This window comes from Rhizobium viscosum (assembly GCF_014873945.1).
Lineage (GTDB): Bacteria > Pseudomonadota > Alphaproteobacteria > Rhizobiales > Rhizobiaceae > Rhizobium > Rhizobium viscosum.
In genome coordinates, this window is record NZ_JADBEC010000003.1 from 325415 (window position 1) to 350053 (window position 24639).

26 protein-coding genes, 1 tRNA gene and 1 pseudogene are annotated in these 24639 nt (G+C 59.4%); 6 read left to right on the plus strand and 22 right to left on the minus strand.

The window, feature by feature from the left end; translation table 11 throughout:
- The first annotated feature begins 29 nt into the window (after positions 1-29).
- Positions 30-425, plus strand: a complete 396-nt coding sequence (locus H4W29_RS33640; protein WP_192733168.1) for a DoxX family protein — start codon at positions 30-32, stop codon at positions 423-425.
- Between the two features lie 57 nt (positions 426-482).
- Here H4W29_RS33640 and sugE read toward each other — a convergent pair whose 3' ends face one another.
- The 8 genes from sugE to lipB form a co-directional block, all read right to left on the minus strand.
- The gene (gene sugE / locus H4W29_RS33645; protein WP_192733288.1) at positions 483-797 is read right to left on the minus strand and encodes a quaternary ammonium compound efflux SMR transporter SugE; all 315 of its coding nucleotides are present in this window, start codon (positions 795-797) and stop codon (positions 483-485) included.
- 158 nt (positions 798-955) lie between these two features.
- A complete protein-coding gene (locus H4W29_RS33650; RefSeq protein ID WP_007826122.1) occupies positions 956-1399 on the minus strand; it encodes a YaiI/YqxD family protein in 444 nt (147 codons plus the stop codon).
- Between the two features lie 10 nt (positions 1400-1409).
- A complete protein-coding gene (locus H4W29_RS33655; protein WP_192733169.1) occupies positions 1410-1883 on the minus strand; it encodes a GNAT family N-acetyltransferase in 474 nt (157 codons plus the stop codon).
- Positions 1883-3010 carry an S-(hydroxymethyl)glutathione dehydrogenase/class III alcohol dehydrogenase gene (locus H4W29_RS33660; RefSeq protein WP_192733170.1) on the minus strand — a complete coding sequence of 376 codons (1128 nt, stop codon included), beginning with the start codon at positions 3008-3010 and terminating at the stop codon, positions 1883-1885. Before H4W29_RS33660 ends, H4W29_RS33655 begins: the two co-directional genes overlap by 1 nt.
- A gap of 105 nt (positions 3011-3115) precedes the next feature.
- A complete protein-coding gene (locus H4W29_RS33665) occupies positions 3116-5125 on the minus strand; it encodes an acetyl-CoA carboxylase biotin carboxylase subunit (protein WP_192733171.1) in 2010 nt (669 codons plus the stop codon).
- A 99-nt stretch (positions 5126-5224) separates the two neighbouring features.
- Positions 5225-5929: a hypothetical protein gene (locus tag H4W29_RS33670; protein WP_192733172.1), complete on the minus strand. Its 705-nt coding sequence runs from the start codon at positions 5927-5929 to the stop codon at positions 5225-5227.
- Positions 5930-6026: 97 nt separating this feature from the next.
- Positions 6027-6953, minus strand: coding sequence for a DMT family transporter (locus H4W29_RS33675; RefSeq protein WP_192733173.1), 927 nt, complete (start codon positions 6951-6953; stop codon positions 6027-6029).
- A 63-nt stretch (positions 6954-7016) separates the two neighbouring features.
- Positions 7017-7742, minus strand: coding sequence for a lipoyl(octanoyl) transferase LipB (gene lipB / locus H4W29_RS33680; protein WP_192733174.1), 726 nt, complete (start codon positions 7740-7742; stop codon positions 7017-7019).
- 227 nt (positions 7743-7969) lie between these two features.
- Between lipB and H4W29_RS33685 the strand changes: the two genes are divergently transcribed.
- Complete coding sequence (locus tag H4W29_RS33685; RefSeq protein WP_112547690.1) at positions 7970-8299, plus strand: hypothetical protein; 330 nt, start codon at positions 7970-7972, stop codon at positions 8297-8299.
- 113 nt (positions 8300-8412) lie between these two features.
- Here H4W29_RS33685 and H4W29_RS33690 read toward each other — a convergent pair whose 3' ends face one another.
- The 6 genes from H4W29_RS33690 to H4W29_RS33715 form a co-directional block, all read right to left on the minus strand.
- On the minus strand, positions 8413-9576 hold the full coding sequence (locus H4W29_RS33690; protein ID WP_192733175.1) for a glutathionylspermidine synthase family protein: 1164 nt from the start codon (positions 9574-9576) through the stop codon (positions 8413-8415).
- Between the two features lie 149 nt (positions 9577-9725).
- Positions 9726-10157 (minus strand): DUF1190 domain-containing protein, encoded by a 432-nt coding sequence (locus H4W29_RS34630; protein ID WP_246517656.1) that lies wholly within the window; start codon positions 10155-10157, stop codon positions 9726-9728.
- Between the two features lie 435 nt (positions 10158-10592).
- Positions 10593-10677 (minus strand) — tRNA-Leu (locus H4W29_RS33700).
- 194 nt (positions 10678-10871) lie between these two features.
- A complete protein-coding gene (locus H4W29_RS33705; RefSeq protein ID WP_192733177.1) occupies positions 10872-11243 on the minus strand; it encodes a hypothetical protein in 372 nt (123 codons plus the stop codon).
- 329 nt (positions 11244-11572) lie between these two features.
- Positions 11573-12070 carry a BON domain-containing protein gene (locus H4W29_RS33710; RefSeq protein ID WP_192733178.1) on the minus strand — a complete coding sequence of 166 codons (498 nt, stop codon included), beginning with the start codon at positions 12068-12070 and terminating at the stop codon, positions 11573-11575.
- Positions 12071-12149: 79 nt separating this feature from the next.
- The gene (locus tag H4W29_RS33715; RefSeq protein ID WP_192733179.1) at positions 12150-12644 is read right to left on the minus strand and encodes a peptide deformylase; all 495 of its coding nucleotides are present in this window, start codon (positions 12642-12644) and stop codon (positions 12150-12152) included.
- A 243-nt stretch (positions 12645-12887) separates the two neighbouring features.
- On the opposite strand from H4W29_RS33715, the gene mgtE reads away from it, so the two are divergent.
- Both mgtE and H4W29_RS33725 read left to right on the plus strand, forming a co-directional pair.
- A complete protein-coding gene (mgtE, locus tag H4W29_RS33720) occupies positions 12888-14303 on the plus strand; it encodes a magnesium transporter (protein ID WP_192733180.1) in 1416 nt (471 codons plus the stop codon).
- A gap of 63 nt (positions 14304-14366) precedes the next feature.
- Positions 14367-14759 carry a MerR family transcriptional regulator gene (locus H4W29_RS33725; protein WP_007826104.1) on the plus strand — a complete coding sequence of 131 codons (393 nt, stop codon included), beginning with the start codon at positions 14367-14369 and terminating at the stop codon, positions 14757-14759.
- An 11-nt stretch (positions 14760-14770) separates the two neighbouring features.
- On the opposite strand, the gene H4W29_RS33730 is transcribed toward H4W29_RS33725, so the two are convergent.
- Together H4W29_RS33730 and H4W29_RS33735 are read right to left on the minus strand one after the other, a co-directional pair.
- The gene (locus tag H4W29_RS33730; RefSeq protein ID WP_192733181.1) at positions 14771-15790 is read right to left on the minus strand and encodes a heparan-alpha-glucosaminide N-acetyltransferase; all 1020 of its coding nucleotides are present in this window, start codon (positions 15788-15790) and stop codon (positions 14771-14773) included.
- Positions 15791-16558 carry a DUF599 domain-containing protein gene (locus H4W29_RS33735; protein ID WP_192733289.1) on the minus strand — a complete coding sequence of 256 codons (768 nt, stop codon included), beginning with the start codon at positions 16556-16558 and terminating at the stop codon, positions 15791-15793.
- 213 nt (positions 16559-16771) lie between these two features.
- Here H4W29_RS33735 and H4W29_RS33740 point away from each other — a divergent pair, with 213 nt between their 5' ends.
- Together H4W29_RS33740 and H4W29_RS33745 are read left to right on the plus strand one after the other, a co-directional pair.
- On the plus strand, positions 16772-18178 hold the full coding sequence (locus H4W29_RS33740; RefSeq protein ID WP_192733182.1) for an L-serine ammonia-lyase: 1407 nt from the start codon (positions 16772-16774) through the stop codon (positions 18176-18178).
- A 181-nt stretch (positions 18179-18359) separates the two neighbouring features.
- On the plus strand, positions 18360-18797 hold the full coding sequence (locus H4W29_RS33745) for a DUF1489 family protein (protein ID WP_192733183.1): 438 nt from the start codon (positions 18360-18362) through the stop codon (positions 18795-18797).
- A 15-nt stretch (positions 18798-18812) separates the two neighbouring features.
- Here H4W29_RS33745 and H4W29_RS33750 read toward each other — a convergent pair whose 3' ends face one another.
- The 6 genes and pseudogenes from H4W29_RS33750 to H4W29_RS33775 form a co-directional block, all read right to left on the minus strand.
- A complete protein-coding gene (locus H4W29_RS33750) occupies positions 18813-19088 on the minus strand; it encodes a hypothetical protein (protein ID WP_192733184.1) in 276 nt (91 codons plus the stop codon).
- 112 nt (positions 19089-19200) lie between these two features.
- Positions 19201-20784 (minus strand): serine hydrolase, encoded by a 1584-nt coding sequence (locus tag H4W29_RS33755; protein ID WP_192733185.1) that lies wholly within the window; start codon positions 20782-20784, stop codon positions 19201-19203.
- A 119-nt stretch (positions 20785-20903) separates the two neighbouring features.
- Positions 20904-21664 (minus strand): annotated as a pseudogene (locus tag H4W29_RS33760) (hypothetical protein).
- Between the two features lie 203 nt (positions 21665-21867).
- Positions 21868-22473 (minus strand): transglutaminase-like cysteine peptidase, encoded by a 606-nt coding sequence (locus H4W29_RS33765; protein ID WP_192733187.1) that lies wholly within the window; start codon positions 22471-22473, stop codon positions 21868-21870.
- Positions 22474-22856: 383 nt separating this feature from the next.
- On the minus strand, positions 22857-23816 hold the full coding sequence (gene pip / locus H4W29_RS33770) for a prolyl aminopeptidase (RefSeq protein ID WP_192733188.1): 960 nt from the start codon (positions 23814-23816) through the stop codon (positions 22857-22859).
- Positions 23817-24023: 207 nt separating this feature from the next.
- Positions 24024-24635 (minus strand): PilZ domain-containing protein, encoded by a 612-nt coding sequence (locus tag H4W29_RS33775; RefSeq protein ID WP_192733189.1) that lies wholly within the window; start codon positions 24633-24635, stop codon positions 24024-24026.
- Positions 24636-24639 lie beyond the last annotated feature (4 nt).

Below are 24639 nucleotides of genomic sequence, written 5' to 3' on the forward strand. Positions count from 1 at the left end.
TCGGCAGCACACCCTTAAGGAGAGTCTTTATGTCAACTTTCGAGCGTCTATCCGCCTACCGCCCCTATGGTCTGGCCGCTCTCAGAATCATGACCGCGCTTCTGTTCATCGAGCACGGCACGATGAAGCTTTTCGGTTTCCCGGCAGCGCAGGGCGACGGCCCACTATCCACTTTGTTCCTGATTGCGGCACTGCTGGAAACCTTTGGCGGTATCCTTATTCTCATCGGCTTCGCAACACGGCCGGTGGCCTTCCTGCTGTCGGGCGAAATGGCGATCGCTTATTTCATGGCGCATATGCCGCACAGCTTCTTCCCGGCCCTCAACCAGGGCGACGGCGCGATCCTGTTCTGCTTCATCTTCCTCTACCTGTTCTTTGCCGGCGCCGGTGCGTGGTCCGTCGACAACAGAAACGCATCGGCCTAACAGAAGAGGCTGCGGGTTTTGCGCCCGCAGCCTCTTCTTCATTTCAGATATTTCTTTTTAGGCCGTCATTTTGAGGCCGGCAATGCCGGCGACGATCAGCGCAATGCAGATCAGACGAGAGGCGTTTGCCGCATCGCCCAGAAGCCAGATGCCGAGCAGCACCGTGCCGACCGTGCCAATACCGGTCCAGACCGCGTAAGCGGTGCCAATCGGCAGGCTTTTGACGGCAAGACCGAGCAGGATGATACTCACCACCATGGAAATGACCGTCAGAATCGTCGGCATCGGACGGGTGAAGCCATCGGTATATTTCAAACCGATTGCCCAACCGCACTCAAAAAGGCCAGCGAGAAAAAGCAGGAACCAGGCCATCATATTCTCCTTGTCAGAGCGAGGCCGTCCCCGCGACTTTGCGATCCGGACTGATCCGAGCGCCGCAGTCGTCTGCGTCACACGCTATATGTGCGAGGGAACGGCTGACTTCAAGCTAGGAATTGGCATAGCTGCCATGCCACCCGATTTCCGATGGATCAGGCGTTCTTCGCTCGGCGGCAGAGACGGTCGAAGGTTTCCAGGAAACGCGAACGGTCCTTCGGGCTGAAGGATGCGTTGTAGCCCTTGCTCTCGCCGGTTTCACGCAGATGGGCTCCGAGATCGCGCATAGCACTTGCCATGCCAATATTGGTTTCATCAAAGACGCGACCGGTCGGGCCTGTCACGAAGGAGCCCTTGGCAACGCAACGGACCGCAAGCGGCACATCGGCGGTGACGACGACATCTGTCGGGCCGGTATTGTCGGCGATCCAGTTGTCGGCAGCGTCGAAGGCGTTGGAGACGATGACGTTGCGCACCATCGGATCGCGCGATGGGCGCAGGCCCGAATTGGCGACGAAGGTCACTTCCATGCCGAGGCGTTCGGCGACTTTGAGGATTTCGGGTTTGACCGGGCAGGCGTCGGCATCGACATAGATCATGGCGATATCCTCACGCCGGCTGGGTAGCCGACTGGCGGACCATGTCGAGATGAGGAATGCCGTCTTCCAGATATTCCTCCGATGTTTTCACAAAACCGAAGGATTCGTAGAAGCGGCGCAAATGCGCCTGCGCCGAAAGCGCGATGGGATTTTCCGGATATAGCCGCTCGCAAACGGCGATCGATTCGGTCATCAGCGCTTCGCCAAGCCGCTTGCCGCGATGGGCGGGCGAGACGACCACGCGGCCGATCTTCACCGGATCCTGCGCTTTATAAGGCTTTAGGAGCCGTGTGGAGGCGATGAGTTCGGCGCCCTCCATGAGCCGCAGATGCAGGGCATCGATATCCTTGCCGTCCAGTTCCGGATAGGGGCAGTTCTGCTCGACGACAAAGACGTCGACACGCATTCTCAAGAGGTCGTAGAGCTCCCGCGCGGAGAGCTCATCGAGACTTTTGAGGTCAGTCGTATAGGCAACAGCAGTCATCAATAGACCACGACGCCGCGGATGCTTTCACCCTTGTGCATGAGGTCGAAGCCCTTGTTGATGTCTTCGAGCGGCATGGTGTGGGTGATCATCGGATCGATCTGGATCTTGCCCTCCATGTACCAGTCGACGATCTTCGGCACGTCGGTGCGACCACGGGCGCCGCCGAAGGCCGTACCCATCCAGTTACGGCCGGTGACGAGCTGGAAGGGACGCGTCGAAATCTCCTGGCCGGCGCCGGCGACGCCGATGATGACGGACTTGCCCCAGCCTCGGTGGCTGGCTTCCAGCGCCTGGCGCATGACCTTGGTGTTGCCGGTGCAGTCGAAGGTGTAATCGGCGCCGCCGATCAGGTCGCCGTGGCGCTTCGTCATGTTGACGAGATAGGGCACGATGTCGTCGCCAACTTCCTTCGGGTTGACGAAATGCGTCATGCCGAACTTCTCGCCCCATGCCTTGCGGTCAGGGTTGATATCGACACCGATGATCATGTCAGCACCGGCAAGACGCAGACCTTGGAGAACGTTGAGGCCGATACCGCCAAGACCGAAGACGATGGCGGTTGCGCCCATCTCGACCTTGGCCGTGTTGATGACGGCACCGATGCCGGTCGTCACCCCGCAGCCGATGTAGCAGATCTTGTCGAACGGCGCGTCCGGATTGACCTTGGCAACGGCGATCTCCGGCAGGACTGTGAAGTTGGAGAAGGTCGAGCAACCCATATAATGGTGGATCTTGTCCTTGCCGATCGAGAAGCGTGAGGTGCCGTCAGGCATCACGCCCTGGCCCTGTGTGGCGCGGATCGAGGTGCAGAGATTGGTCTTGCGCGAGGTGCAGGAGTAGCATTCGCGGCATTCCGGCGTATAGAGCGGAATGACATGATCACCCTTCTTCACGGAGGTGACGCCCGGGCCGACATCCACGACGATGCCGGCGCCTTCATGGCCGAGGATTGCCGGGAAGAGGCCTTCCGGATCGGCGCCGGACAGGGTGAAATCATCGGTGTGGCAGATACCCGTCGCCTTGACCTCGATCAGAACTTCGCCGGCCTTCGGGCCTTCGAGCTGAACGGTCATGACCTCGAGCGGTTTTCCTGCCTGAACGGCAACGGCGGCGCGAACATCCATCTTCGATCTCCTCTGATTTGCGTGGCGGACTCTTGCACGCTCAGCGAGGATGGCTCAAGCACAAAAAAGGCTTAGAAAATCGGTTCGGGTCGCCGGGCCTATACGTCAGGCGAATTCCATGATGACGGCATCGACCGCGAGACTCTCGCCGGGCGCGGCCTTGATCTTGCCAACGACGAGATCACGCTCGGCGCGCAGCACGTTTTCCATCTTCATGGCTTCGACGACGGCAAGCGTTTCCCCCGCCTTGATCTCCTGACCTTCGGTGACGGCAATGGAAACGACGAGGCCCGGCATGGGGCAGAGCAGCAGCTTGGACGTATCCGGCGGCAGCTTGACGGGCATCAAGCGATCGAGCTCGGCATGGCGGGGCGTAAAGACACGCGCCTTGACGGACAGGCCCTGCCAGTCGATGCGCAGGCCGTTCAAGATCGGGCGGATCTGTGCCGTCACCTGTCGGCTCGCGATCCTGCCGCGCCAAACCGGATCGCCCGGTCTCCAGTCGGTGATAACGGTTTCCGTGCGGCCGCCGATTTCCATTTCCATTTCGAAGGGAATGGTCACGAGGCCATCGACCAGTTTGACCGGCACATAATTGCCGCCAAGCTTGACGATCCATTCTTCGCGCAGCGGGCCGCTCGGGTGGCGCAGGCGATCGGCGAAGCCTTCGCGCCTGACGGAATCGATCAGAGAAGCCGACAGCGCGATGGCGGCAAGAGCTGCCTCCTCCGAGGCATCCGGCGCCATTGGCGCAAAACCTTCCGGATATTCCTCTGCTATGAAGCCGGTGGAGAGACGCCCTTCGCGCCAGCGCGGATGTTTCATCAGTGCCGACAGGAAGGGAACATTGTGCTCGATGCCATCGACCACGAAGGCGTCCAGCGCCTGGCCCATGGCTTCCACCGCCTGCAGGCGGCTCGGCGCCCAGGTGCAGAGCTTGGCGATCATCGGGTCGTAGTACATGGAGATCTCGGCACCTTTGAAGACGCCGGTATCGTTGCGGATAATCACATCGCCGTTGCGGCCTTCCGCCGGCGGGCGGTAGCGCGTCAGACGGCCGATCGAAGGTAGGAAGTTGCGGTAGGGATCTTCCGCATAAAGGCGGCTTTCGATCGCCCAACCCTTCAGCTTGATGTCCTTCTGGGCGAAGGGCAGCTTCTCGCCGGCGGCGACGCGGATCATCTGCTCGACAAGGTCGATGCCAGTCACCAGTTCCGTCACCGGATGTTCGACCTGCAGGCGGGTGTTCATTTCGAGGAAATAGAAATTGCGGTCGCGGTCGACAATGAACTCTACCGTGCCGGCGCTCTGGTAATCGACGGCCTTTGCCAGCGCCACCGACTGGGCGCCCATGGCGGCCCGGGTCTTCTCATCGAGGAAGGGCGAGGGCGCTTCCTCGGCGACCTTCTGGTTCCGGCGCTGGATGGAGCATTCGCGCTCGCCGAGAAAGACGACATTGCCGTGGGCATCCGCCAGAACCTGGATTTCGATATGGCGCGGATCGACCACGTATTTCTCGATGAAGACGCGGTCATCACCAAACGAGCTTTTGGCTTCGGAGCGGGCGCGGTCGAAACCGTCACGCACTTCCGCTTCGTTCCAGGCAATGCGCATGCCCTTGCCACCGCCGCCGGCCGACGCCTTGATCATCACTGGATAGCCGATCTCCGCCGCGATCTTTTCAGCGTGCACCGCGTCCTCGATCACGCCGAGATAGCCGGGAACGGTGGAGACCTTGGCGGCATTGGCGAATTTCTTCGATTCGATCTTGTCGCCCATCGCCGTGATGGCCTTGGGCTTCGGGCCGATGAAAATGATGCCTTGCTCTTCAAGCGCCGCGCAGAAGGAGGCGCGTTCCGACAGGAAGCCATAGCCGGGATGCACGGCCTCGGCGCCGGTCTCCTTGCAGGCGGCGATGATCTTCTCGGCGACGAGATAGCTTTCGGCAGCAGGCGCTGGGCCGATATGGACGGCCTCATCGGCCATCTCGACATGCAGGGCATCCCGATCCGCATCCGAATAGACCGCAACGGTGGCAATGCCCATGCGGCGCGCGGTTTTGATCACGCGGCAGGCAATCTCGCCGCGATTCGCGATCAGGATTTTCTTGAACATCGAGACTCCACCCAGGAAATGCGTTCCGGAGTTTTACGCATAAAAAGCCGGAACACACAATTGGGCTGAAAATCAGAGGCAGTTTGAAGGCTTGGGAGATCAGGCGACTGCGGCAGCGACGACCGGTTCTTCGTCGATGATGCGCAGCCAGCGGCTGCGTCTCGGCTGAACATAGTCCCTGAGTTCGACCGCAGCCATGATCTCGCCCCAGCGCTGATGATTGGCGCCTGATAGCGTTGTCGTCTCGATGCGCTGCAGAACGCCGTATTCGATCGACGAAACGCCGATGACGCCGCCTTCGCTGACGCTCCTCAAGACGCGCATGACGTAATCCACATCCTGCCGCGTGATGCTCCTCCGGTCGGTGGCACGGGTCAGCTTGTAACCGCCGATATCCTCTGATAGCGCCAGACGGAGCTGGTCGAGCGCTAGCGCCCGCAGCTCATCGGGCACGTGGGCGCTGAGTTCCATGACGTGCAGGATAAGCTCGAGCTCGAGCGCCGAATTGACGACGCCATCGGTCGTGAACATGCGCATGATCCATGCGACATTGATCTCGTCCAGCGAGCCCTGCGGATAGGTGTAATCGACGATGAAGCCTGCCAGCTGTTCAATGAAGAACGTGTTCCATTCGGCGCATTTTTCGGGGCAGGAACTATTGAGCGCCAACATCACCACGACATGATCGGATGTCCGGATGCCCTCCGGAAAGGTGTGTTTGCGCAAAAGCACAATGTCTTCGGCCGTCAGCCGGTGCTTACCGGCGATGACACACGCCGGAAAAGCGAGACGGAACTCACTCATGTTTTATCTCCAGACTTCATCATGAAGCCGGAAATGATTTTATCGCCGCCGAATTGAAGATCCCTCAAGAAGGAGAGTTAATCGTAGATGCGGCATTTCATGCGGATTTTAGTGATCGCGCCTGCAGACGCTCCCGCCAGATGATAAAAAGCCCCGATGCAACGATGATGGCGATGCCGATCCACTTGGAAACATTCGGAAAATCACCGAAGAGGGCATAGCCGAGCACAGTCGCCGAAATGATCTCGAAATATTGGAACGGCGCGAGCAGTGACAGCGGCGCCAGGCGGAAAGCCTTAACGACCAGCATGTGCGCATAGCCTGAGATCGTACCAAGGATCAGCAACAGGACGAGGCCGAGCCAGGAGGCGGGCAGGGAGGGCGTGAAGTCGGCATTGCCGAGGCTGCTTCCGACAAACATTGCGCCCGCCATGAAGATTGTGCCGCCGATGCCTGACATGGTCTGCATGGTCAGCGGCGAATCCGCCTCGCCGATTGCGCGGTTAAGGAAGAGGTAGAGCGAGAAGAGGAAGGCGCAGAAGACCGGCAGCAGTGCTTTCAGGCCGAAGATCTCGTAGCTCGGCTGAATGACGATCATGGCGCCGCCGAAGCCGACGACGATTGCCATCCAGCGCCGCCAGCCGACCTTGTCGCCGAGGAACAGCGCCGAGAGCGCCGTCAGCATGAAGGGCTCGACGAAATAGATGGCGAAGACATCGGCGAGCGGCATGTATTTGACGGCGACGAAGAAGAGCAGGCTCGCCGCACCATGCAGCGCGCCGCGAAGCAGGTTCATCCACGGGCGCTTGGCCGACAGAGCCTGTGTGCCGAACACGGCAAAGAGGATCGGCAGGGTGCAGACGAGCTGGAAGAAGAAGCGGTAGAAAGTTACCTGTCCGGGCGACATGCCCTCAAAGGTCGCCATATATTTCGCGATCGCATCCATCGTCGGCAGGATGGCCATGGCGCCGGCCATGATGGCCATGCCCTGGAGGGGATTCTGTGCGGAGGGAGATTCGGGCATGGTGGCTGCTTCTTGCGGATGATGTCATCAACCACAGGAAGCCCGGGCAATCAAGGACGGCGATCAGGGACAGTGTGCGGCATCGTTGACGGTTTCGCCGAAGATCTCTCCGAAGGCGGCGCGCAGGCGGATGTCGGCGTCGACCATTGTCACGAGCAGGCCAAGATCGACGAGGCTGGTGACGCCATAGGCAGAAATGCCGCAGGGCACGATGCCGCCGAAATGATCGAGATCGGGATCGACGTTGAGCGACAGGCCGTGGAAGGTCACCCATTTGCGCAGGCGGATGCCGAGTGCCGCAATCTTGTCTTCAGCCATGGTGCCGTCAGGCAGCAAGGGTCTCTCCGGCCGGCGGACCCAGACGCCGACGCGATCTTCGCGGCGTTCACCGCGCACATTCATCGAATCGAGCGTGCGGATGATGACTTCTTCGAGTGCGGCCACGAAGGCGCGCACGTCCTGCCTGCGGCGTTTGAGATCGAGCATGACATAGGCGACGCGCTGGCCGGGGCCATGATAGGTGTATTCGCCGCCGCGGCCGGTGGCAAAGACCGGAAAACGATCCGGCTGGACGAGATCCTTCGCGTCGGCGCTGGTACCTGCCGTATAGAGCGGAGGATGTTCCAGCAACCAGACGAGCTCGTCGCCGCCTTCGGAAATCGCTGCGACTTCCCGCTCCATCGTCCCCACCGCTTCATCATAGGGAATAAGTCCGTCTGAGATGCGCCAGCGCACGGGGCGTGAGCCGAGTTTGGGGAGCATGGAAAAATCGAGATCGGTGCGTAGCATGGCAGTCCTTGGCGCAATCCGCATAAATGGAGAGGGCGGGCGCGGGCTTCTATATGGACTTGGACGAAGGGTGATTCAATCGCTCTTTGCTGCACAACTCACGTCATGAACAAAACGCCAAACGCTCGCATCCGCCTGCGACACTGGGGATAACTTGGCCGGCTTATAGAGAAAAATTCAATCATCCAGATATTGCAACCTTGCAAATCATCTTATTGGGGTAATTCATGAAACGCATATTTCCCTCCGCGCTCCTCGTAGCGCTCCTGTCGGGCTGCGCTATGACGCTTCCTCTCAAGGGTCAGACGGAGAGTGGCGACGAGACGTTTACGGGCAAGGCGACAGGCTATGCCGACGGGGCCGGAACGCTCGAATTGACGAGCACCAAGGGTCTCAAATGCAACGGGAACTTCGTTTACGTCACGCACCGCAATGGCGAAGGCACGTTCACATGCAGCAACGGCCAAAGCGGTTCATTCAGCTTCGTTTCGACAGGCGTTCGAGGGACGGGATCAGGCTCGATTGGCAGCCGCAAATTCACTTTCACGTTTGGCTAACAGGAGCTGTGAGCGGCATGTTATGTCGCTCACATAGTTACGCGCAGCTATCCGATCGGCCACGTTGTTTTCCGTAATATCCGGGGAATCGGCCGCTGCAGCCCACCGTCATCTCAATCCATAATGAAATGCGGGACGAAACGGGAGAGGTTCTGGGTAATAGGCGATTTGTCCTCGCGGATGCAGATGCCGCAGGCTTCGCCGGCGACGACCCAAGAACCGATCACGGCATAGTCATCGCCGAACTGCGGGAGCAGGCGGGTTTCCTGGACGATGTAGCCCTCCGCCCCATATTCTCCCTCCACGGCGATCGTCGTGCCTCCTGACGTCAGCGTGACGTTTGCGCCTTCGCGCGACAGGAGCGGCTTTCTGACGGCGTTTTCCAGCCGCGGTGCCTGCGGATCGTCAGCGAAATAGGCGGGCAACAGGTTCGGATGGTTGGGCGCCATTTCCCAGAGGATGGGGAGGAGACCCTTGTTTGACAGGGTCATCTTCCACAGCGGTTCGTGCATCTTCGTGGGCGTGGAGATGAGATGCGCGCCAAACTCCTCGTGGACCATGAATTCCAGCGGGTAGAGCTTGAAGAGATTCTCCATTCGGCGGTCTTCGAGATCGGTGAACCAGTCCTCCGGGTCGATGCCGATCTCCTCCATATCGAGCAGCACGACTTCGAAGCCCGCCTGAAACGCGACATCGGCAAGATATTTCGTGGTGAGGTAATCCTCTTCGTTTTCGGTGATGCAGGCGAAATGGAAGACGCCGCTGTCGCTCGAATTCTTGAAATGCTGGAAAGCGCCGATCAGCTGTTCGTGGATCGAATTGAACTGGTCGGCATCGGCCTTCAATCGGCCGAGGCGCTTCATGTCCTGCAGCCATTCCCATTGAATGACGGCGCTCTCGAAAAGCGAGGTCGGGGTATCGGCATTGAACTCGAACAGCTTTGCCGGACCCTTGCCATCGTAACGCAGATCGAAGCGGCCGTAGATATCGCGATCGGACCATTTCCACGACCGCTGGATTGCCTCATGGAACGCTGCCGGGATCGCCATGCGGGTCATCAAGGCGGGATCGGAGCAGATGCGATCGACTGCCTTGTAGCAGAGCTGCAGGATCTCGTTGGTCGGGTCTTCCAGATCGTCTTCGATCTGAGCGAGCGTGAACTGATAGGCGTTGCGCTCGTCCCAATAGAGTTCGCCATACATATGATGGATGGTGAAATCCAAGGCCTCGACCTTCTGCGCCCAGTTCGGTCTTTCGCCGGTCGCGATACGCTTCATGGCGAGCCCTCAGGATGCAGAGACGTGGCGGGTGCCGAAGCCAGACCGGGCGAGCGTGGTCGTATGGACTTCTGGACGGATGGTCGCACCATTGCCATAAGTCATCTTGAAGCCGCCGAACTTATTGGTGACCAACTGGCCGGCAGCATTTACGAAGCCCGAGACATGGCTGCTTTCATAGAGTGCCGATGCCGGTACGGCCGGATAATAAATGCCATTGCCGCTCCTTTCGGGTTGGCCGATGAGGTAGCCTGACTGATAGGGCTGTAGTGCCCTCCACCGGCAAGATGCACTGAACTTGTCACCTCGCACTTGCCGCTGCCGAATTCCTCCTCGCAATCCTCGCGGCTCTGATAGGAAGGCGCATTCTTCAGATGCTCGGCACGAGCAGTCTCGAAGCTGTTCTTGCAGTCATCAGGGCCGAACTTGCTATCCTTGAGACACTCGTCGAGCGTCTTGTATGCCGCCGTCTCAGTCTCGCCCATTGAACGCGCTACGAGATAGAACGCGAAAACAAACGTTCCAAGAATGGCAAGCCTAACGCGTCCACTGACATGTCCATTGCGATCTTCCGGTGTCATGCGATCCCTAGCCGTAGAATGCCACGCAGTTGCGCAGGCAGAGCGAAATATTCGCCAAGCCGAATAGCCGGCTTGCGTTCGAATGATGAGAAAGAGTGGATTGCCGGTGAGCCCGCGGTATCGCGCATGAACCGGAATCAGCGGACGCTAGTTCCTAGCGACACGTCAAATATTACTGATCGAAATAAACTTCATGAAATGAACACCCCTGAAACCCCTAATCGTTCCAGTTATGTTCTCAATTCCAGATGGAAGTCAAGCAGAAGATTGCGCAGCAAAATTGTAACCGCCACCGGCAGACTCTGCGTTGACATCCAAGGGGAACACTTCGTCGGGAAGGGGCCACCGCGCGCCGTGTGTCGCGGTGTAAACTTTGGCACTGGATGGTGCCAAGCCTTTGGCAAAAAAGAAAAAACCCGCCGAAGCGGGTTTCTTTGGTGCGGTCGAGAAGACTCGAACTTCCACGGGTTGCCCCACAGCGACCTCAACGCTGCGCGTCTACCAATTCCGCCACGACCGCATCGTGGTAGGGCCGATTTGCGTCGGCGAGGCAGCATGTAGCAAAAGCCTCAGACGGACACAAGCGCGATGTGACAGTTTTTTTTAAAAGCTTGTCCGAGGTGTGGATTACGCGGCGTGGTGCATTGAAATTGCAAGAGAAAATGGGGATTTACAAAAGAAAAGGGCCGGAAACCGGCCCTTTCTCGGATCATGTCAGTGCATCGCACGGCATGCCTCGGTGCGGCTTGCGCCGCTATCGGCACCTTTCTGGCGGGAGCCCTTCGGGCCGATCATGCTATGGCAATCCGGAAGCGGCTTGATACTGGCGGTCGCGGTTCTGTCGACTTTCGCGGGCTTGGCCATCGCGGCCGGCGCGAAGCCGTCGCTGTCATTTGTATAGTCGCTGGAATAGGCCGGGGGCGCTACATGGGTCGGGTAGTGAACAGGCTTCGCCGGGGCGACCGGCGTCTGGTAGAGGCCATCACCATCGTTGGAATAATCGTCCATATATTTTGGCGCCGCGAAAGCAGCACTTGCCATGCTGACGGCAAACAGGGTGGCGGCGACGGCAAATTTCATACGCATGGGTCTATCTCCTCAATCTGCTGTTGAATTCAACAACGCAAAACCAACCCTCGGCAAGATGAGTTCGCGCCCCAATCTGGGCGATTTTGTGAGAAAGATGACGGTTGTCTTGCGGCGTTTTGTCCAAATGAAATCACATATTTGTCAACGTTTTTGACGAGCACGTTATCTTAGCCGGCACAGTTAATTGCCTGAGATGTCAGGGCTTTTGGCAAGATTACAATGTTGCAATCTTTGATTGATTAACTATTTTTAATTTTAGAGACAAGAAAACCGGGAAGCAGGCCACTTTCCGGTTTTCAAATGTGGCGACTTTGTGTTTTTTTGCCTCAATCCTCATTCGGGATATGGGCATCGACACCGTTCGTCCGCAGGTGGTTGCGGACGTGATGGACACCGTCCACCGACAGGGCGCCAAGTTCGACCTTGCGGGCGATGCCGATCGTTTCGACCGAACCCTCCAGCGTCACGGTGTGGCCGTCGGCGTGAACTTCCACACTGTCGATATCCACGCCGGGGATATTCTCCAGGTTCTCGGTCACGCGGGCTTCGAGGTCGTCGCTTTCGTCGCGGTCGATTGTATGAGGCTCGAGTGAATCCTTCAGGCGTTTTTCATTGCCGTCCTCGTCCGTGCCATCGATGCGGAAGCCGCTGTTGCGGTCACGATCGAAATTGGCAGAGGTTTCGCCATAGGCGCGGTTTTCGCTACCGGCAGCCCTGGCACCACTGCCGTCGGCATAGGGCCAGCCGTCGTCGAGATTGCGCTCTTCGAAGTCGCGGTAATCCTCTTCGCGGGAAAGCGAGGACTTGTCATTGATACCAGGCATTTCCGTCTCCTTCCGGTTTTCATCCTGCAAGGCAAACGCCGGAAGTGCGCCGTTGGTTCGCCCGATATTGACGCGGCCCTCAGCTTTTCGTCTTTTCCCATTTCCTGATCAGCCGATCACGCTTCAGCCGTGACAAGCGCTGCAGCCAGAAAATGCCGTCGAGCTGGTCGACTTCGTGCTGAATACAGATGGCGAGGAAGTCCGATGCCTCTTCTTCGTGCTGATGGCCATCCAGATCCTGATAGCGGAATCTTATTGTCTTCGGGCGCGTGACCTCGTCCGTTGCGCCGGGCATGGAGACGCTGCCTTCCATATGAACCATCGTCTCATCCGAAAACCAGATGATCTCGGGATTGGCGTAGATACGCACGCCATCCGCCTTGTCGAGTTCCAGCACCGTCAGGCGCTGGGGGACGCCGATATGGGCAGCGGTGATGCCGACGCCCGGTGCCGCACGCATCGTCTGCAACAGATCGTCTGCAAGGGCGACAAGGGCCGAATCGAACGCTGTCACCGGCGCGCAGACCGTCTTCAGGCCGGGATGCGGATAGCGGAGAATCGGGCGGATCGGCACGGCTGAGATTCCTTTCGATAAATGGCAGCGGAAACTATAGCTGGCCACAGGCATTGTCATCAGAAAGCATGGGTTTGCGCTTTACGGCAGAAATGCTTTCAGCTAGCAGGTCGATGTGCATTCCGGCGACCAAAAGGGCAGGGCGGAATTCGCTTATCCGCTTGTTGACAATGCATTTTCAGCCGACATTTTCGAATGCGGCGAGACAATCTTTGAAATCAGATAGAAATGCGAGGGCGGCATATGACGACGACCGATACCGAAGACCGCAATCGCAAACGTCCGGCAGACGAAGACGTCGATATCTATAATGAAGACGGCAACGTGCGCAGCGATTTCCTGGCGCGCCTCGGCGCCGCCATTGCCGATCGCGACACGCTGTTTCTCCGCCAGAACGTTGCACGCCTGCATGAATCGGAAATAGGCGACCTGCTCGAATCGATCCAGCCAGATCAGCGTCTGGCGCTGGTGCACCTGCTCGGCGACGATTTCGACATGACGGCGCTGACCGAGGTGGACGAGACGATCCGCCGCGAGATCGTCGACCAGTTGCCGAACGAACAGATTGCGGCAGCCATCGGCGAACTGGATTCGGACGACGCCGTCTACATTCTCGAAGATCTCGACCAGGAAGACCGGGAAGAGATTCTCGCGCAATTGCCCTTCACGGAACGGGTGCGCCTTCGCCGCGCGCTCGATTATCCCGAAAGCTCTGCCGGCCGCCGCATGCAGACGGAATTCGTCGCCGTGCCGCCATTCTGGACGGTCGGGCAGACGATCGACTACATGCGCGACGAGGAGGACCTGCCCTATTCCTTCTCACAGATCTTCGTCATCGACCCGACCTTCAAGCTGCTCGGCGCGGTCGATCTCGACCAGATCCTGCGCACCAAGCGGCAGACGAAGATCGAAACCATCATGCGGGAGACGAACCATCCGATCCCCGCCGAGATGGACCAGGAAGAGGCCGCCCAACTCTTCGAACAGTACGACCTTCTGTCGGCTGCCGTCGTCGACGAGAACGAACGGCTCGTCGGCGTGCTCACCATCGACGACGTGGTCGATGTGATCCATGAAGAAGCGGACGAAGACATCAAGCGCCTCGGCGGTGTCGGCGACGAAGAACTCTCCGACAACGTCGTTTCGACCGTGCGTTCGCGCTTCCTGTGGCTCTTGATCAATCTCGGCACGGCGATGCTGTCTGCCAGCGTTATCGGCCTGTTCGACGGCTCGATCGAGAAGATGATCGCGCTTGCCGTGCTGATGCCGATCGTCGCCTCCATGGGGGGCAATGCGGGCACGCAGACCATGACCGTGACCGTGCGTGCGCTCGCGACCCGCGATCTCGATATCTACAATGCCGGCCGCATCATCCGGAGAGAGGCCGGCGTCGGCATTCTGAACGGAATGCTCTTCGCCCTGCTCCTGGGCGTGATTGCCGGCACCTGGTTTCACAACTATCAGCTTGGCGCCGTCATCGGAGCGGCCATGATCATCAATCTGATTGCAGCTGCCCTTGCCGGCATCCTGTTGCCGCTGCTGCTCGACAAGATGGGAGCGGACCCGGCGATCGCCTCGTCCGTCTTCGTCACGACCGTCACCGACTGTACCGGCTTCTTCGCCTTCCTCGGCCTCGCAACATGGTGGTTCGGTATCTGACGCCCCCAGAAATTGACTATTACGTAAAAGTCAATATTATGTCAGGCCGATGACGGGGATGAGATGCTAGTGAACAAATACTATACCATAACGGAGCTGACGCGCGAATTCGGAGTGTCGACGCGCACGCTTCGCTTCTATGAAGATGAGGGTTTGATCCATCCGGAGCGCCGCGGACGCACGCGGTTGTTCCGGCCTGCCGATCGACGCCTCATTCAGGAAATCCTGCGCGGCCGGCGCATCGGCTTCACCATCGCCGAAATCCGCGAAATCATCCAGGTCTACAAGGAGCCGCCGGGCGAACTCGGCCAGCTCAAGCTTCTTATGAAGCGCGTGGACGAGAAGCGTGAAGACCTGCGCCAAAAGCGCAAGGATATCGACGAGACGATCACCGAACTCGACAATATCGAAGAGGCGTGCCTCGGCCGCCTCGCCGAAATCGGCGTTACCACCTGATCATTGCTTGATCACTGCTGGGGCTCGGGCTGCGACTGCGGCGCGGGCTCTATTTCGGCGCTGCACTGGCTGGCAAGCGCCATGATCCGCTCATCATCCGCCTTGACCTCACCTGCCTGAAACGGCGTGAAGAGCTGCTGTGCCTGCAGCTGATCGAGCGTGCATTGGCAGAAGCTGCGGCAGAGCGCTTCGCCCTGTTCGACCGCGCAGGACGTGTTGCATTGGCGCAGGTAGGTCGCAGCCGGATCGGGCTTCGGCGGCGCGACGATGAAGGTCAGGCCATAAGCAATGGCGATCAGCACCGGCTGGTGGATAAGGTAGAAGGCGAGGCTGTGGCGGCCGAGGCGCGCAAGCCATGTCTTACCCGTGCCCAATGATGCCAGCCGCTGCGGCAGGTTCGTGCGGAAAGCGAGGCGCGCCAGGCCCATGCCGAGGAGGAAGGGTATCGCCCAAGGAAAGAGCGGCACATAGTCGTTGGAGCGGTCGGGAGCCGCCGCGAAGCCGAGCCAGGCCAAGTATTTCGGGTCGAACAGGTGCGAGTCCAGTACGCCGGGCATGACGAAGGCATCGACGATCCAGGCAACGAACAGCGCCAGTGCGGCGAGCAGCGTCACGGGCAAGGGCAGGCGCAGGAAGATCACGCCGATCAGGCTCAGCACCGCGATGGAATGCAGGATGCCGAAATAGATCCATCCGCCGGGCACGAAATAGGCGGTCGCGGCCGATATGACCACGGCCGCGCCGGCGATCATGGCGAAGCGCTTCCAGAAGGACGGCCAGCGGATGTCCGGCCGGCTCGAAAGCACAAGGCTGACCCCGACGATGAAGAGGAAGGTGGTCGCGATCGCCCTGGCATATATCTTCAGCCAGCCGGTCTCGGCCGTTCCAGGCTGCAGGTAGCCCATGAACTCCAGATCCCAGCTGAAATGATAGGTGGCCATGGCAATGAGCGCGGCGCCCCGCGCCGTGTCCACGAGGCCGATACGCGGTGGCTTTGCGTCAACCGCCGCTTCCGTTGCCGACACCATCATTCACAATCCCTCGGACAGCTCATCACCGTCACTCGCTGACGGCTTGTTGCGCTGAACAGGAGAAAGGTGGAGATTTGGTGGCGGGTTTGCGTCCATGATGGCGAGGCGCGCTTCCGAAAAGAATTGCCGGCGGGTGAGGACGAAAACAACGATCGATGTCGTACCCATAAAAACATAGGGGTTAATGAACCAGCCGAGATAGCCGATCGACAGGAAGATCGCCCGAAGCCCCTCGTTGAAATGGCTGCCGGCAATGACGTTCATGCGGATGACGCGCTCCGCCGCCCGCTCCGCGGCAATGATGTCCTTCTCCGTATCATGTACCATCGGAATGCCGCCGAAAAGAATGGTACAATAATTAAAGAGCCGGTACGCCCAGCCGAACTTGAAGAAGGCGTAGCCGAAGAGGGCTGCAAGGCCGCCGATCTTCATTTCGAAGACGGCGTGGCCGCTATGGAAGACGAAAGGCAGGTCGGCAAAGACCGCATCCACCTTCTCCGTAGCACCAAGCAAGGCGAAGCAACTGCCGATCGCGAAAATGGATGTGGAAGCGAAAAAGGCAGTGCCGTTCTGCAACCCGGCCATTATCTGGGTGTCGATCATCTTCAGATCGCGGCGCAGGGAATTATATATCCATTCACGCCGCCGCTCCGCCATGGCATGGGTAAGGCTCGTGCGCCCGAAGAAGGTCTGGCCGTGCAACAGCCACGAATAGCCCATCCAGATAAAGATAAAGAAGGCAAGCGCGATATAATCCGCCGTCGTCATCATCAGTGATTCATTTCCCGCATCAAACGTGGCCACTCTACATATGCATGCGATTGCTGCAATGACCGGCAATATGAGAATGACTAGCAAGTTGGAGCGCTTCGAATTAGTGTCCCGCCGAATGTCGCACCGGTTCAAGGCGATGTCGGTCCGCCACGCGGATGCGGAGCCGGGCTCGCATAGTCTGCATCGTGCAATTTAAAAGGCGCTTCCATGTTTCTTTCGGTATTCGATGTGTTCAAGATCGGTGTCGGGCCGTCGAGCTCGCATACGATGGGGCCGATGACGGCTGCCAACCGGTTCCTCGAGCTCATCCTCTCCGATGAATGGCCGCGTCCTTCCATCGGCGCGCAGGTGGCCGCCATCAAGGTCAGCCTGCACGGTTCGCTCGCACATACGGGGATCGGCCATGGAACGGGCAGGGCGGTCATCCTCGGCCTGATGGGCGAGGCGCCTGACAAGGTCGATCCCGACCGCATGGATGCCATCATCAATGGGGTGGAAAAGAGCGGCCGGATCACGCCCGACGGGCACCCGGCCTACCAGTTCCAGCCGAAGACCGACCTGATCTTCGACAAGAAGCAGCCGCTGCCGGGTCACGCCAATGGCATGAGCTTCTCCGCCTATGACAAGGACGGTCGGCTTCTCGTCAAGCGCATCTATTATTCCGTCGGCGGCGGCTTCGTCGTCACCGATACCGAGCTGGAGCAGATGCGGGCGCGCAAGAAGGTATCGCAAGGCAATTACAAGGTGCCTTACCCCTTCGCCAGTGCCAAGCAGATGCTGGAAATGGCAGAACGTTCCGGCCTGTCGATCGCGCAGATGAAGCGTGCCAATGAGGAAAGCCAGCGCAGCCGCGAAGAGCTGGATGTAGGCCTCGACCGTATCTGGGACGCGATGCGCTCCTGTATCGAGCGCGGGCTGAAGGTCGAGGGCGTCATGCCCGGCGGCCTGAACGTCAGACGCCGCGCCAAGCATATTCACGACAAGCTGCAGGAAGAGTGGCGCAGCAACCGCGTCAACCCGCTGCTCGCCAACGACTGGCTGAGCGTCTACGCGATGGCGGTCAACGAGGAGAATGCCGCAGGCGGGCGCGTCGTCACGGCGCCGACCAATGGCGCGGCCGGCGTCATCCCGGCAACGATCCGCTACTACGAGCATTTCCATGAGGACTGGGACCGGAAGGGCATCCACGACTATCTGCTGACCGCAGCGGCGATCGGCGGTATCATCAAGCACAATGCGTCGATCTCGGGCGCGGAAGTGGGCTGTCAGGGCGAGGTCGGCTCGGCCGCCGCCATGGCAGCAGCCGGCCTCGCAGCCGTCATGGGCGGCACGCCGGCCCAGATCGAAAATGCCGCGGAAATCGCGCTCGAACATCATCTCGGCATGACCTGCGATCCGATCGCCGGTCTCGTTCAGGTTCCCTGCATCGAGCGCAATGCGCTGGGTGCGGTGAAGGCGGTCACGGCCGCATCCCTCGCAGTGAAGGGCGATGGCCAGCATTTCGTGCCGCTCGACGCCTGCATCGAGACGATGCGCCAGACGGGCTACGACATGAGCGAGAAGTACAAGGAAACCTCGACTGGAGGCCTTGCCGTCAACGTCGTCGAATGCTGATTTTGCCGACGCCCGTAGCTTCAGCTCTTTGTGTTACAGATGTCGTTACCGCAAAACCGCTGCACACTTTTGCGCGACATGCTTTGTTTCACGCATGTCGTTGACGCAAAACCGCGGTACACTTTTGCGCGACATGCTTTAGCCGCTTGACGCTGCCGATCAAAAGGATTTCAACGGCAGCATGGCACTAAATCTCATCAAACTCTGCGTCGGCTGCGACTCGATCGAAGACCTGCGCGAATGGGTGGCCGAGCGCTCGTTGCGCGCCATAGCCGCCGGACTGGAACCGCATTCGGTCCACACGACCCGAATGGTACCAAAGCGCGTGGAAGAACTGCTCGACGGCGGTTCGCTCTATTGGGTGATCAAGGGACAGGTACAGGCCCGCCAGAAGATTCTTGACGTCAGGACATTCACGGACGGAGAGGGGATCGGTCGCTGCCATCTGGTGCTTGGTCCGGAGGTGATCGAAACCTCGGTTCAGCCGAAGCGTGCTTTTCAGGGCTGGCGCTATTACCCTGATGAGGATGTGCCGCGCGATCTCGATAGCCTCGGCGCCGGCATTGCGGAAATGCCCGCGGATCTTCGCCGCGAGCTTTCGGAACTTGGGTTACTTTAGAACTTTTCCTGCACCTTATCGCAGGCGCAGTATCACGGGCGAATTGCCGTCAGGCGACGTGATGTGCAGATGGATATGCGCTTCCGGTTGCGAGTAGCGCCAGGCGCGCGCACCGTGGCAAAGCAACAGGTTGATGAGATCACGGGTCTTCGGCGATTTCGCCCTCGGGCGCTGCAGGCCGATTTCGGCAAGGCGAAGTGCCGCTTCGTGCAGCGGATGCAGGCCGGAGCGCCCCTTGCTAACCGCCCGGCGCCCCACAGGCGCATTTGGAACATTCTCGTTGATCGACATCGTCTTCCTCGTACGCAATACAAATCGAACTAGGATCGACTGCCGGCAGCGCGAACACCGCAGCCGGCAGGCAGGGGCGCCGCCAAATCAGTCATAGGCAGCGCCAGATATCTCATTGGGCAGCCGCCCAGCACTTGACGCCGGCCTTCTTGAGGGCCTTGCAGGCGTTGACCGCATCACGCTGGCCATCGAAGCCGCCGAAGCGGGCGCGGTAGATTTGATCGCCGTCATTGGCATAGGCGACGGCGAAGGGCTTGGCGGAACTCAGCGCCTTGCCGCCCTTAGCCTTGGCGTTTGCCAGAAGGTCCATCGCCATTTCACGGCTCGAGGAGACGCCGATCTGGACGACCCAGCCGGCTGGCTGCGGCACTTCCTTGGCGGCAATTTCCTTTGCCGGGGCAGCCTTGGTAGAGGCTGTCGTCAACTCGTCGACGGAGGTGTCGCCCTGTTCCGGCGGTATATAGGCAGGCGCCGGCGTCGGCACGGCGACGGAAGCCTGTTCCTGCCGCTGCTTGATCGCAACTGTCTTTACCTTGGTAGGAGACGGCATCGGCTGCGTCAGCAAGGGATTGTCCGTCTTGGGTGCCGCGGTTTCCGCATAGGCAACTTCGGTGCTTGCCGTCTGATAACGGCTGTCCGGAAGCGGGCCCTTGTGCGGCAGGCCGAGATCGGCAGCGGCTGCCGTGACCAGGGGCTGATTGGCTGATATCGTTTTCTTTTCAGCCACCAGGGCAACCTTAGCTGGGGAAACCGGAGCAGGCGTTTCGATCATCTCGGGCATCGGCTTCGCCTGGGCGACAAGCGCGCCGCCGCTGGCGGAAGCCTTCGGCATGTAGGTGGCGAGTAGCCTGCGCATCTGCGAGTCGCGGGCAGGGGTGGACGCACCGCCGAGGACCACACCGACGATCGACTTGCCATCGACCTGCAGCGAACTGACCAGATTGAAGCCAGCAGCGCGGGTGTACCCGGTCTTGATGCCATCGACGCCGCGCACGGAACCGACGAGGCGGTTATGGCTGCGGATCACGCGATTGCCGAACTTGAAGGCGCGCGTATTGAAATAGCCGTAATATTGCGGGAAATGCTGGCGAAGGGCGATGCCGAGGCGAGCCTGATCGCGGGCCGTCGTCATCTGCGCGGTATTCGGCAGGCCGTTGGCATTGCGATAGGTCGTGCGCGTCATGCCGAGCGCATGGGCCTTGGCTGTCATCATCTGGGCGAAACGATCTTCCGAACCGCCGAGCATTTCGCCGAGGGCGGTCGCGGCATCATTGGCAGACAGCGTCACGAGGCCGAGGATACCCTGTTCGACAGTGATCGTGCCGCCGGCGCGTACACCAAGCTTGGTCGGCGCCTGGGCGGCAGCGTGAGCGGAGAAAGGGACGGGCGTATCGAGGCGGATGCGACCCTGCTCGAGTGCTTCGAAGGTCATGTAAAGCGTCATCATCTTCGTGAGCGACGCCGGATATTGCAGACGGTCGGCATTCTCGCTGTAGAGAACATTTCCCGTCCGTGCATCGACGACGATACCGGCATATTTCGGATTTGCAGCTTCCGCTTCGGCATTGACCGAGTCGACCGCGACGATCGCGACGGCCATCGAAAGGATCGTCAGCACCTTTGCGAGGAAACCGGCAGACCGCGGCGATGATACGGAGGAAATTGACCTTGACACTATTCCACTCTTCGCTTGCATTTTGGATGTTCGGCGGGTCACGCGCCCCCTACTGCGTAACCGGCTGTCTTGGAAAACTACCGGTTCAGCGTTACCAATCCGTTTATGATGAATCGTTTCTTCAGACATTTGCGGGGATTTTAGCGGAGTGTTGCAGACCGGCTCATGAGCCGGGTTTCCACAAAGGTCCTGATCGCGGCATCAATATGGTCCCAGTCGGCCAAATGACGGCTTGAGAACCGGTAAAGCACACTTAAATCCTTGCCGACCTTGATATCGCGCTGGCAATCGCCGCTGGTGGCCATTTCTGCAGACGAGGGCAGGACGCAGCGCACGGCATAATCGGCCCTTCCTTCGCGCGGCGCGGTCAGCAGCACTTCGCCGTTGTAACCGGCATCAGCTCGCAAGCGATGCAGCGTCAGGCCATGCGCAAATGTTTCCGAGGCACCATCCATCAGGTGCGAGTAAATCGGCTCCAGCCGGCCTGACATGTCCCGCGACATCGTGCCTTGGGTGATCTGAAGGAAAATCAGGCCTGAGGATTGGGCGATGTCGTCGAAACGCTGGCGCGTTTCCTTGCCATAGCCCTGCATTTCCGGCCAGGTGAGATAGAGATCGACCCGTTCTGCTGCGCCATCACGGCGTTCGCTGGGGAAGCGGATCGTGTTGGCAGGCAGGCCGACCGTGTCGAGGCCGATGGTGAGCGTGATCCCGGCATTGCTTTCAGTATTGCCGGCGAGCGAGATGTGACGGCCGAACCAGCGGCCGGCAATGCTGATCGCAACCGTCAGCAGCGCCAGGACCGCAATCGTCGCCGTGACGCGGAGCAGGAAGCGGGTCGAAAGAAGGGGCTGCTCACCAAGATGGCCCACGGCAGAATTACTCATCGTCGTCCTCGGATATCGGGCCGCCGTAGGAAAAACGCGAGTCGTCGGTGCCGGTGAAGAATCTACAGACAAGGATGGAGTGACGGGAGTTAACGGGCCGTTAACTCAACCAAAAGGAAGTGCCGCGAAAGAAGCGAGCCGTTCCCGGGACAGCGGGAACGGCTCTGGGCGCCGGTCGGGACGGGGATGCGGGGACTGACCGGGGCCGGTATGCCTGTTACTTCACGCTACCCACAGCGACGGCGCGGCCGTCCTGCAGCTTCGTCCAGCGGGCCGGATCATCGGCGGACTGGCGCTTCAGGTAGGTGTATTCGGTATCCGACCACAGCAGCACCTTGTTGCGCATGTTGTCGAGAATGAAATCGCCGTGATCGGTACGCACCGTCAGCACGGCATGGCCTTCGCCATTTGGCTGAAGCACGACGGTTATCAGCGTATCTGATGGAGAGAAGCCGGCATCGATCAGCATCTTGCGCTTCAGCAGCGCGAAATCCTCGCAGTCGCCGACAGTGCGCGGATAGGCCCAGCGCTCCTCGACACCGTAGATCTCCTTGTCCGTCATCGGTTGGATGGCGGAGTTGACGGTGTAGTTGATCTTGAGAATCTCCTTCCAGCGATCCTCGGTCAGGATCGCCGGGCCGGCATCGCCGCCAGCATAGGCGCATTCACTCGGATTGGCCTGGCAGAATTCATAGTGCCCGATCGGCGGGCTCGCATTGCCTGCAAGCGTCATACTAGCGGGTGATGCCTGTCCTGCGCCCGCCATTGCCGCTATCATGCCAACGGCCAGAAGACCGCTCTTCAGTAGATTTCGAATTGACATTATCGTCTCCCCGTTATGAGGACGACAATGACACGGACGTTTTTATCTCACGCAAAATTACGCAATCAAATTAATGGCTTAGTTGATTCAAATACGCAGAGAACTTGAATCAAATCCATCTCGAATACGACTAAAATTAAAAACGCATTCGTCGCAAATTCGATTAAAATTGAAGCTTTGTGAAAAAGGCTTTTGGGCGGGAAATGGCCGAAAAGCGGACAGGCTGTTAACGATTTTCAATAAGCCGGGTAAATTTCTGCGACAAGCTGCAGTAGGGATGGCGGCCGGCGGATATCCGATTGAAGCCTACAAACAGGCGGAATCGCCATGGAGAAAGCCGATTCCGCCTTACATCCCGATTCTCCGCCGCAAAAATAATTTTATCAGAGATCGCGGAATCTGTTCGTCGCTGCGACAATTGCGGCGGCAATATCGGCATTTGCAGTAGAATGGGCCGCCTTTGGCAGCACGATGAGCTCGGCGTCCGGCCATGCGCGGGCAAGTTCCCAGGCGGTGACAAGCGGTGCTTCTATGTCGAAGCGTCCGTGGATGAGAAAGCCGGGGATGTCGGCGAGGCGATCGGCATTCTTCAGTAGGATGCCGTCCTCGAGCCACGCGCCCTCACGGAAATAGTGGGTGATGATGCGGGCGCGCGTCAGAAGGTAGCGTGGATCGGACCAGCGCCCGGGCAGACCGGCAGGATCGGCAAGAAGGATTGTCGCCGCTTCCCATTCATGCCAGTCCCGCGCCGCTTTCAGCCGCACCTGCTCTTCGGGATCGTTGAGGAGTTGATGATAGGCGCTCACCCTGTCGATGCCACGGAGTTCCGGTGGCAGCGCCTTGCCGAACCGGTGCCATTCCTCGGGAAAGAGCGGCGCCATGCCGCGATAGAGCCAGTCGATCTCGGAACGCCGTGTCGTGGTGACGCCTGCAATGACTATGCCGCTGACATGATTCGGATGGGATTGCGCATAGGCGAGCGCCAGCGTCGAACCCCAGGAATTGCCGAAGATGATCCACTTTTCCACATCGAGGAGGCCGCGAAGCTTCTCTATGTCCTCAATCAGATGGGCAGTCGTGTTGCGGGAGAGGTCGGTCGTAGTGTCAGCGGCATTCGGCAGGCTGCGTCCGCAATTACGCTGATCGAAGAGGATGATGCGGTAGGCTGAAGGATCGAAATAGCGCCGTGCCGTTGCCGAGCAGCCGGAACCCGGTCCGCCATGCAGGACGAGCGCAGGCTTGCCCGCAGGATTGCCGCAAGCTTCCCAGTAGACGAGGTTGCCATCGCCTGTGTCGAGCAAGCCATGTTCGTAAGGTTCGATTTCGGGAAACAGGACTGACATGACGGTGCCCTTCGGTGAGGCGCGCTGTATCCTTCAAGTCTGTAACGGATAGATGACGGACGTGGCACTCCACGGCATATGCCGCATAGGATGAGGATGACAGCCCCGAAACCGGACGCAAAACCGCTGCACACTTTTGCTGGATTTGCTTTTTTGCTTTACGCAATTCTGAACGCAAAACCGCTGCACACTTTTGCTGGATTTGCTTCAGAGAAATTCGCGAAGTGTCTCGCGCGACTGGACCGACAGGAATTCGATCGCAACGCCTTCCGAGAAATGGCGAACGACGCGACCGCGCATGTTGCCGAGACGAACAGGCGTGCCGAGCGGCGGGCGCACTTCGCAATCGACGGCAGCGCCCGAGAGCGAAAGGTCCATGATGCGGCAGATGTAGCGTGTGCCGTCTTCAAGCGTGAGGTCGGTCTTGGTCTCGCGCGGGGTCAGACGATCATGACGGCGATCTTCCGGCAGGCCGAGCTCGTGTTTGTTGGCAAGCCAGGTGAGCTGGGCCGCGAGTTTCTCGCGCTTGCGCTCGGTGGCGTTGATCGACATGGTGAAGCCGCGCATATCGACGGTCTGTACATGGCCTTCGACGCGGCCGAGATGGTCGATATAGGCGACGATGCGTTCATTGGCGCGCGGGCGGCCAGCGCAGGTGACATACATGTCGCCGGGCGACATATCGATCACCATGCACTCGAATTCCTCGTAGTTCGCAAGCATCAGTCGGCCCTGCATATTGATGGGCACGCGCTGGAACACTCCCTGTTCTGGGCGCGGCGCAGGCCGGTGCGTCTGAGCGGGCTGGAACGAGTGCATCAAA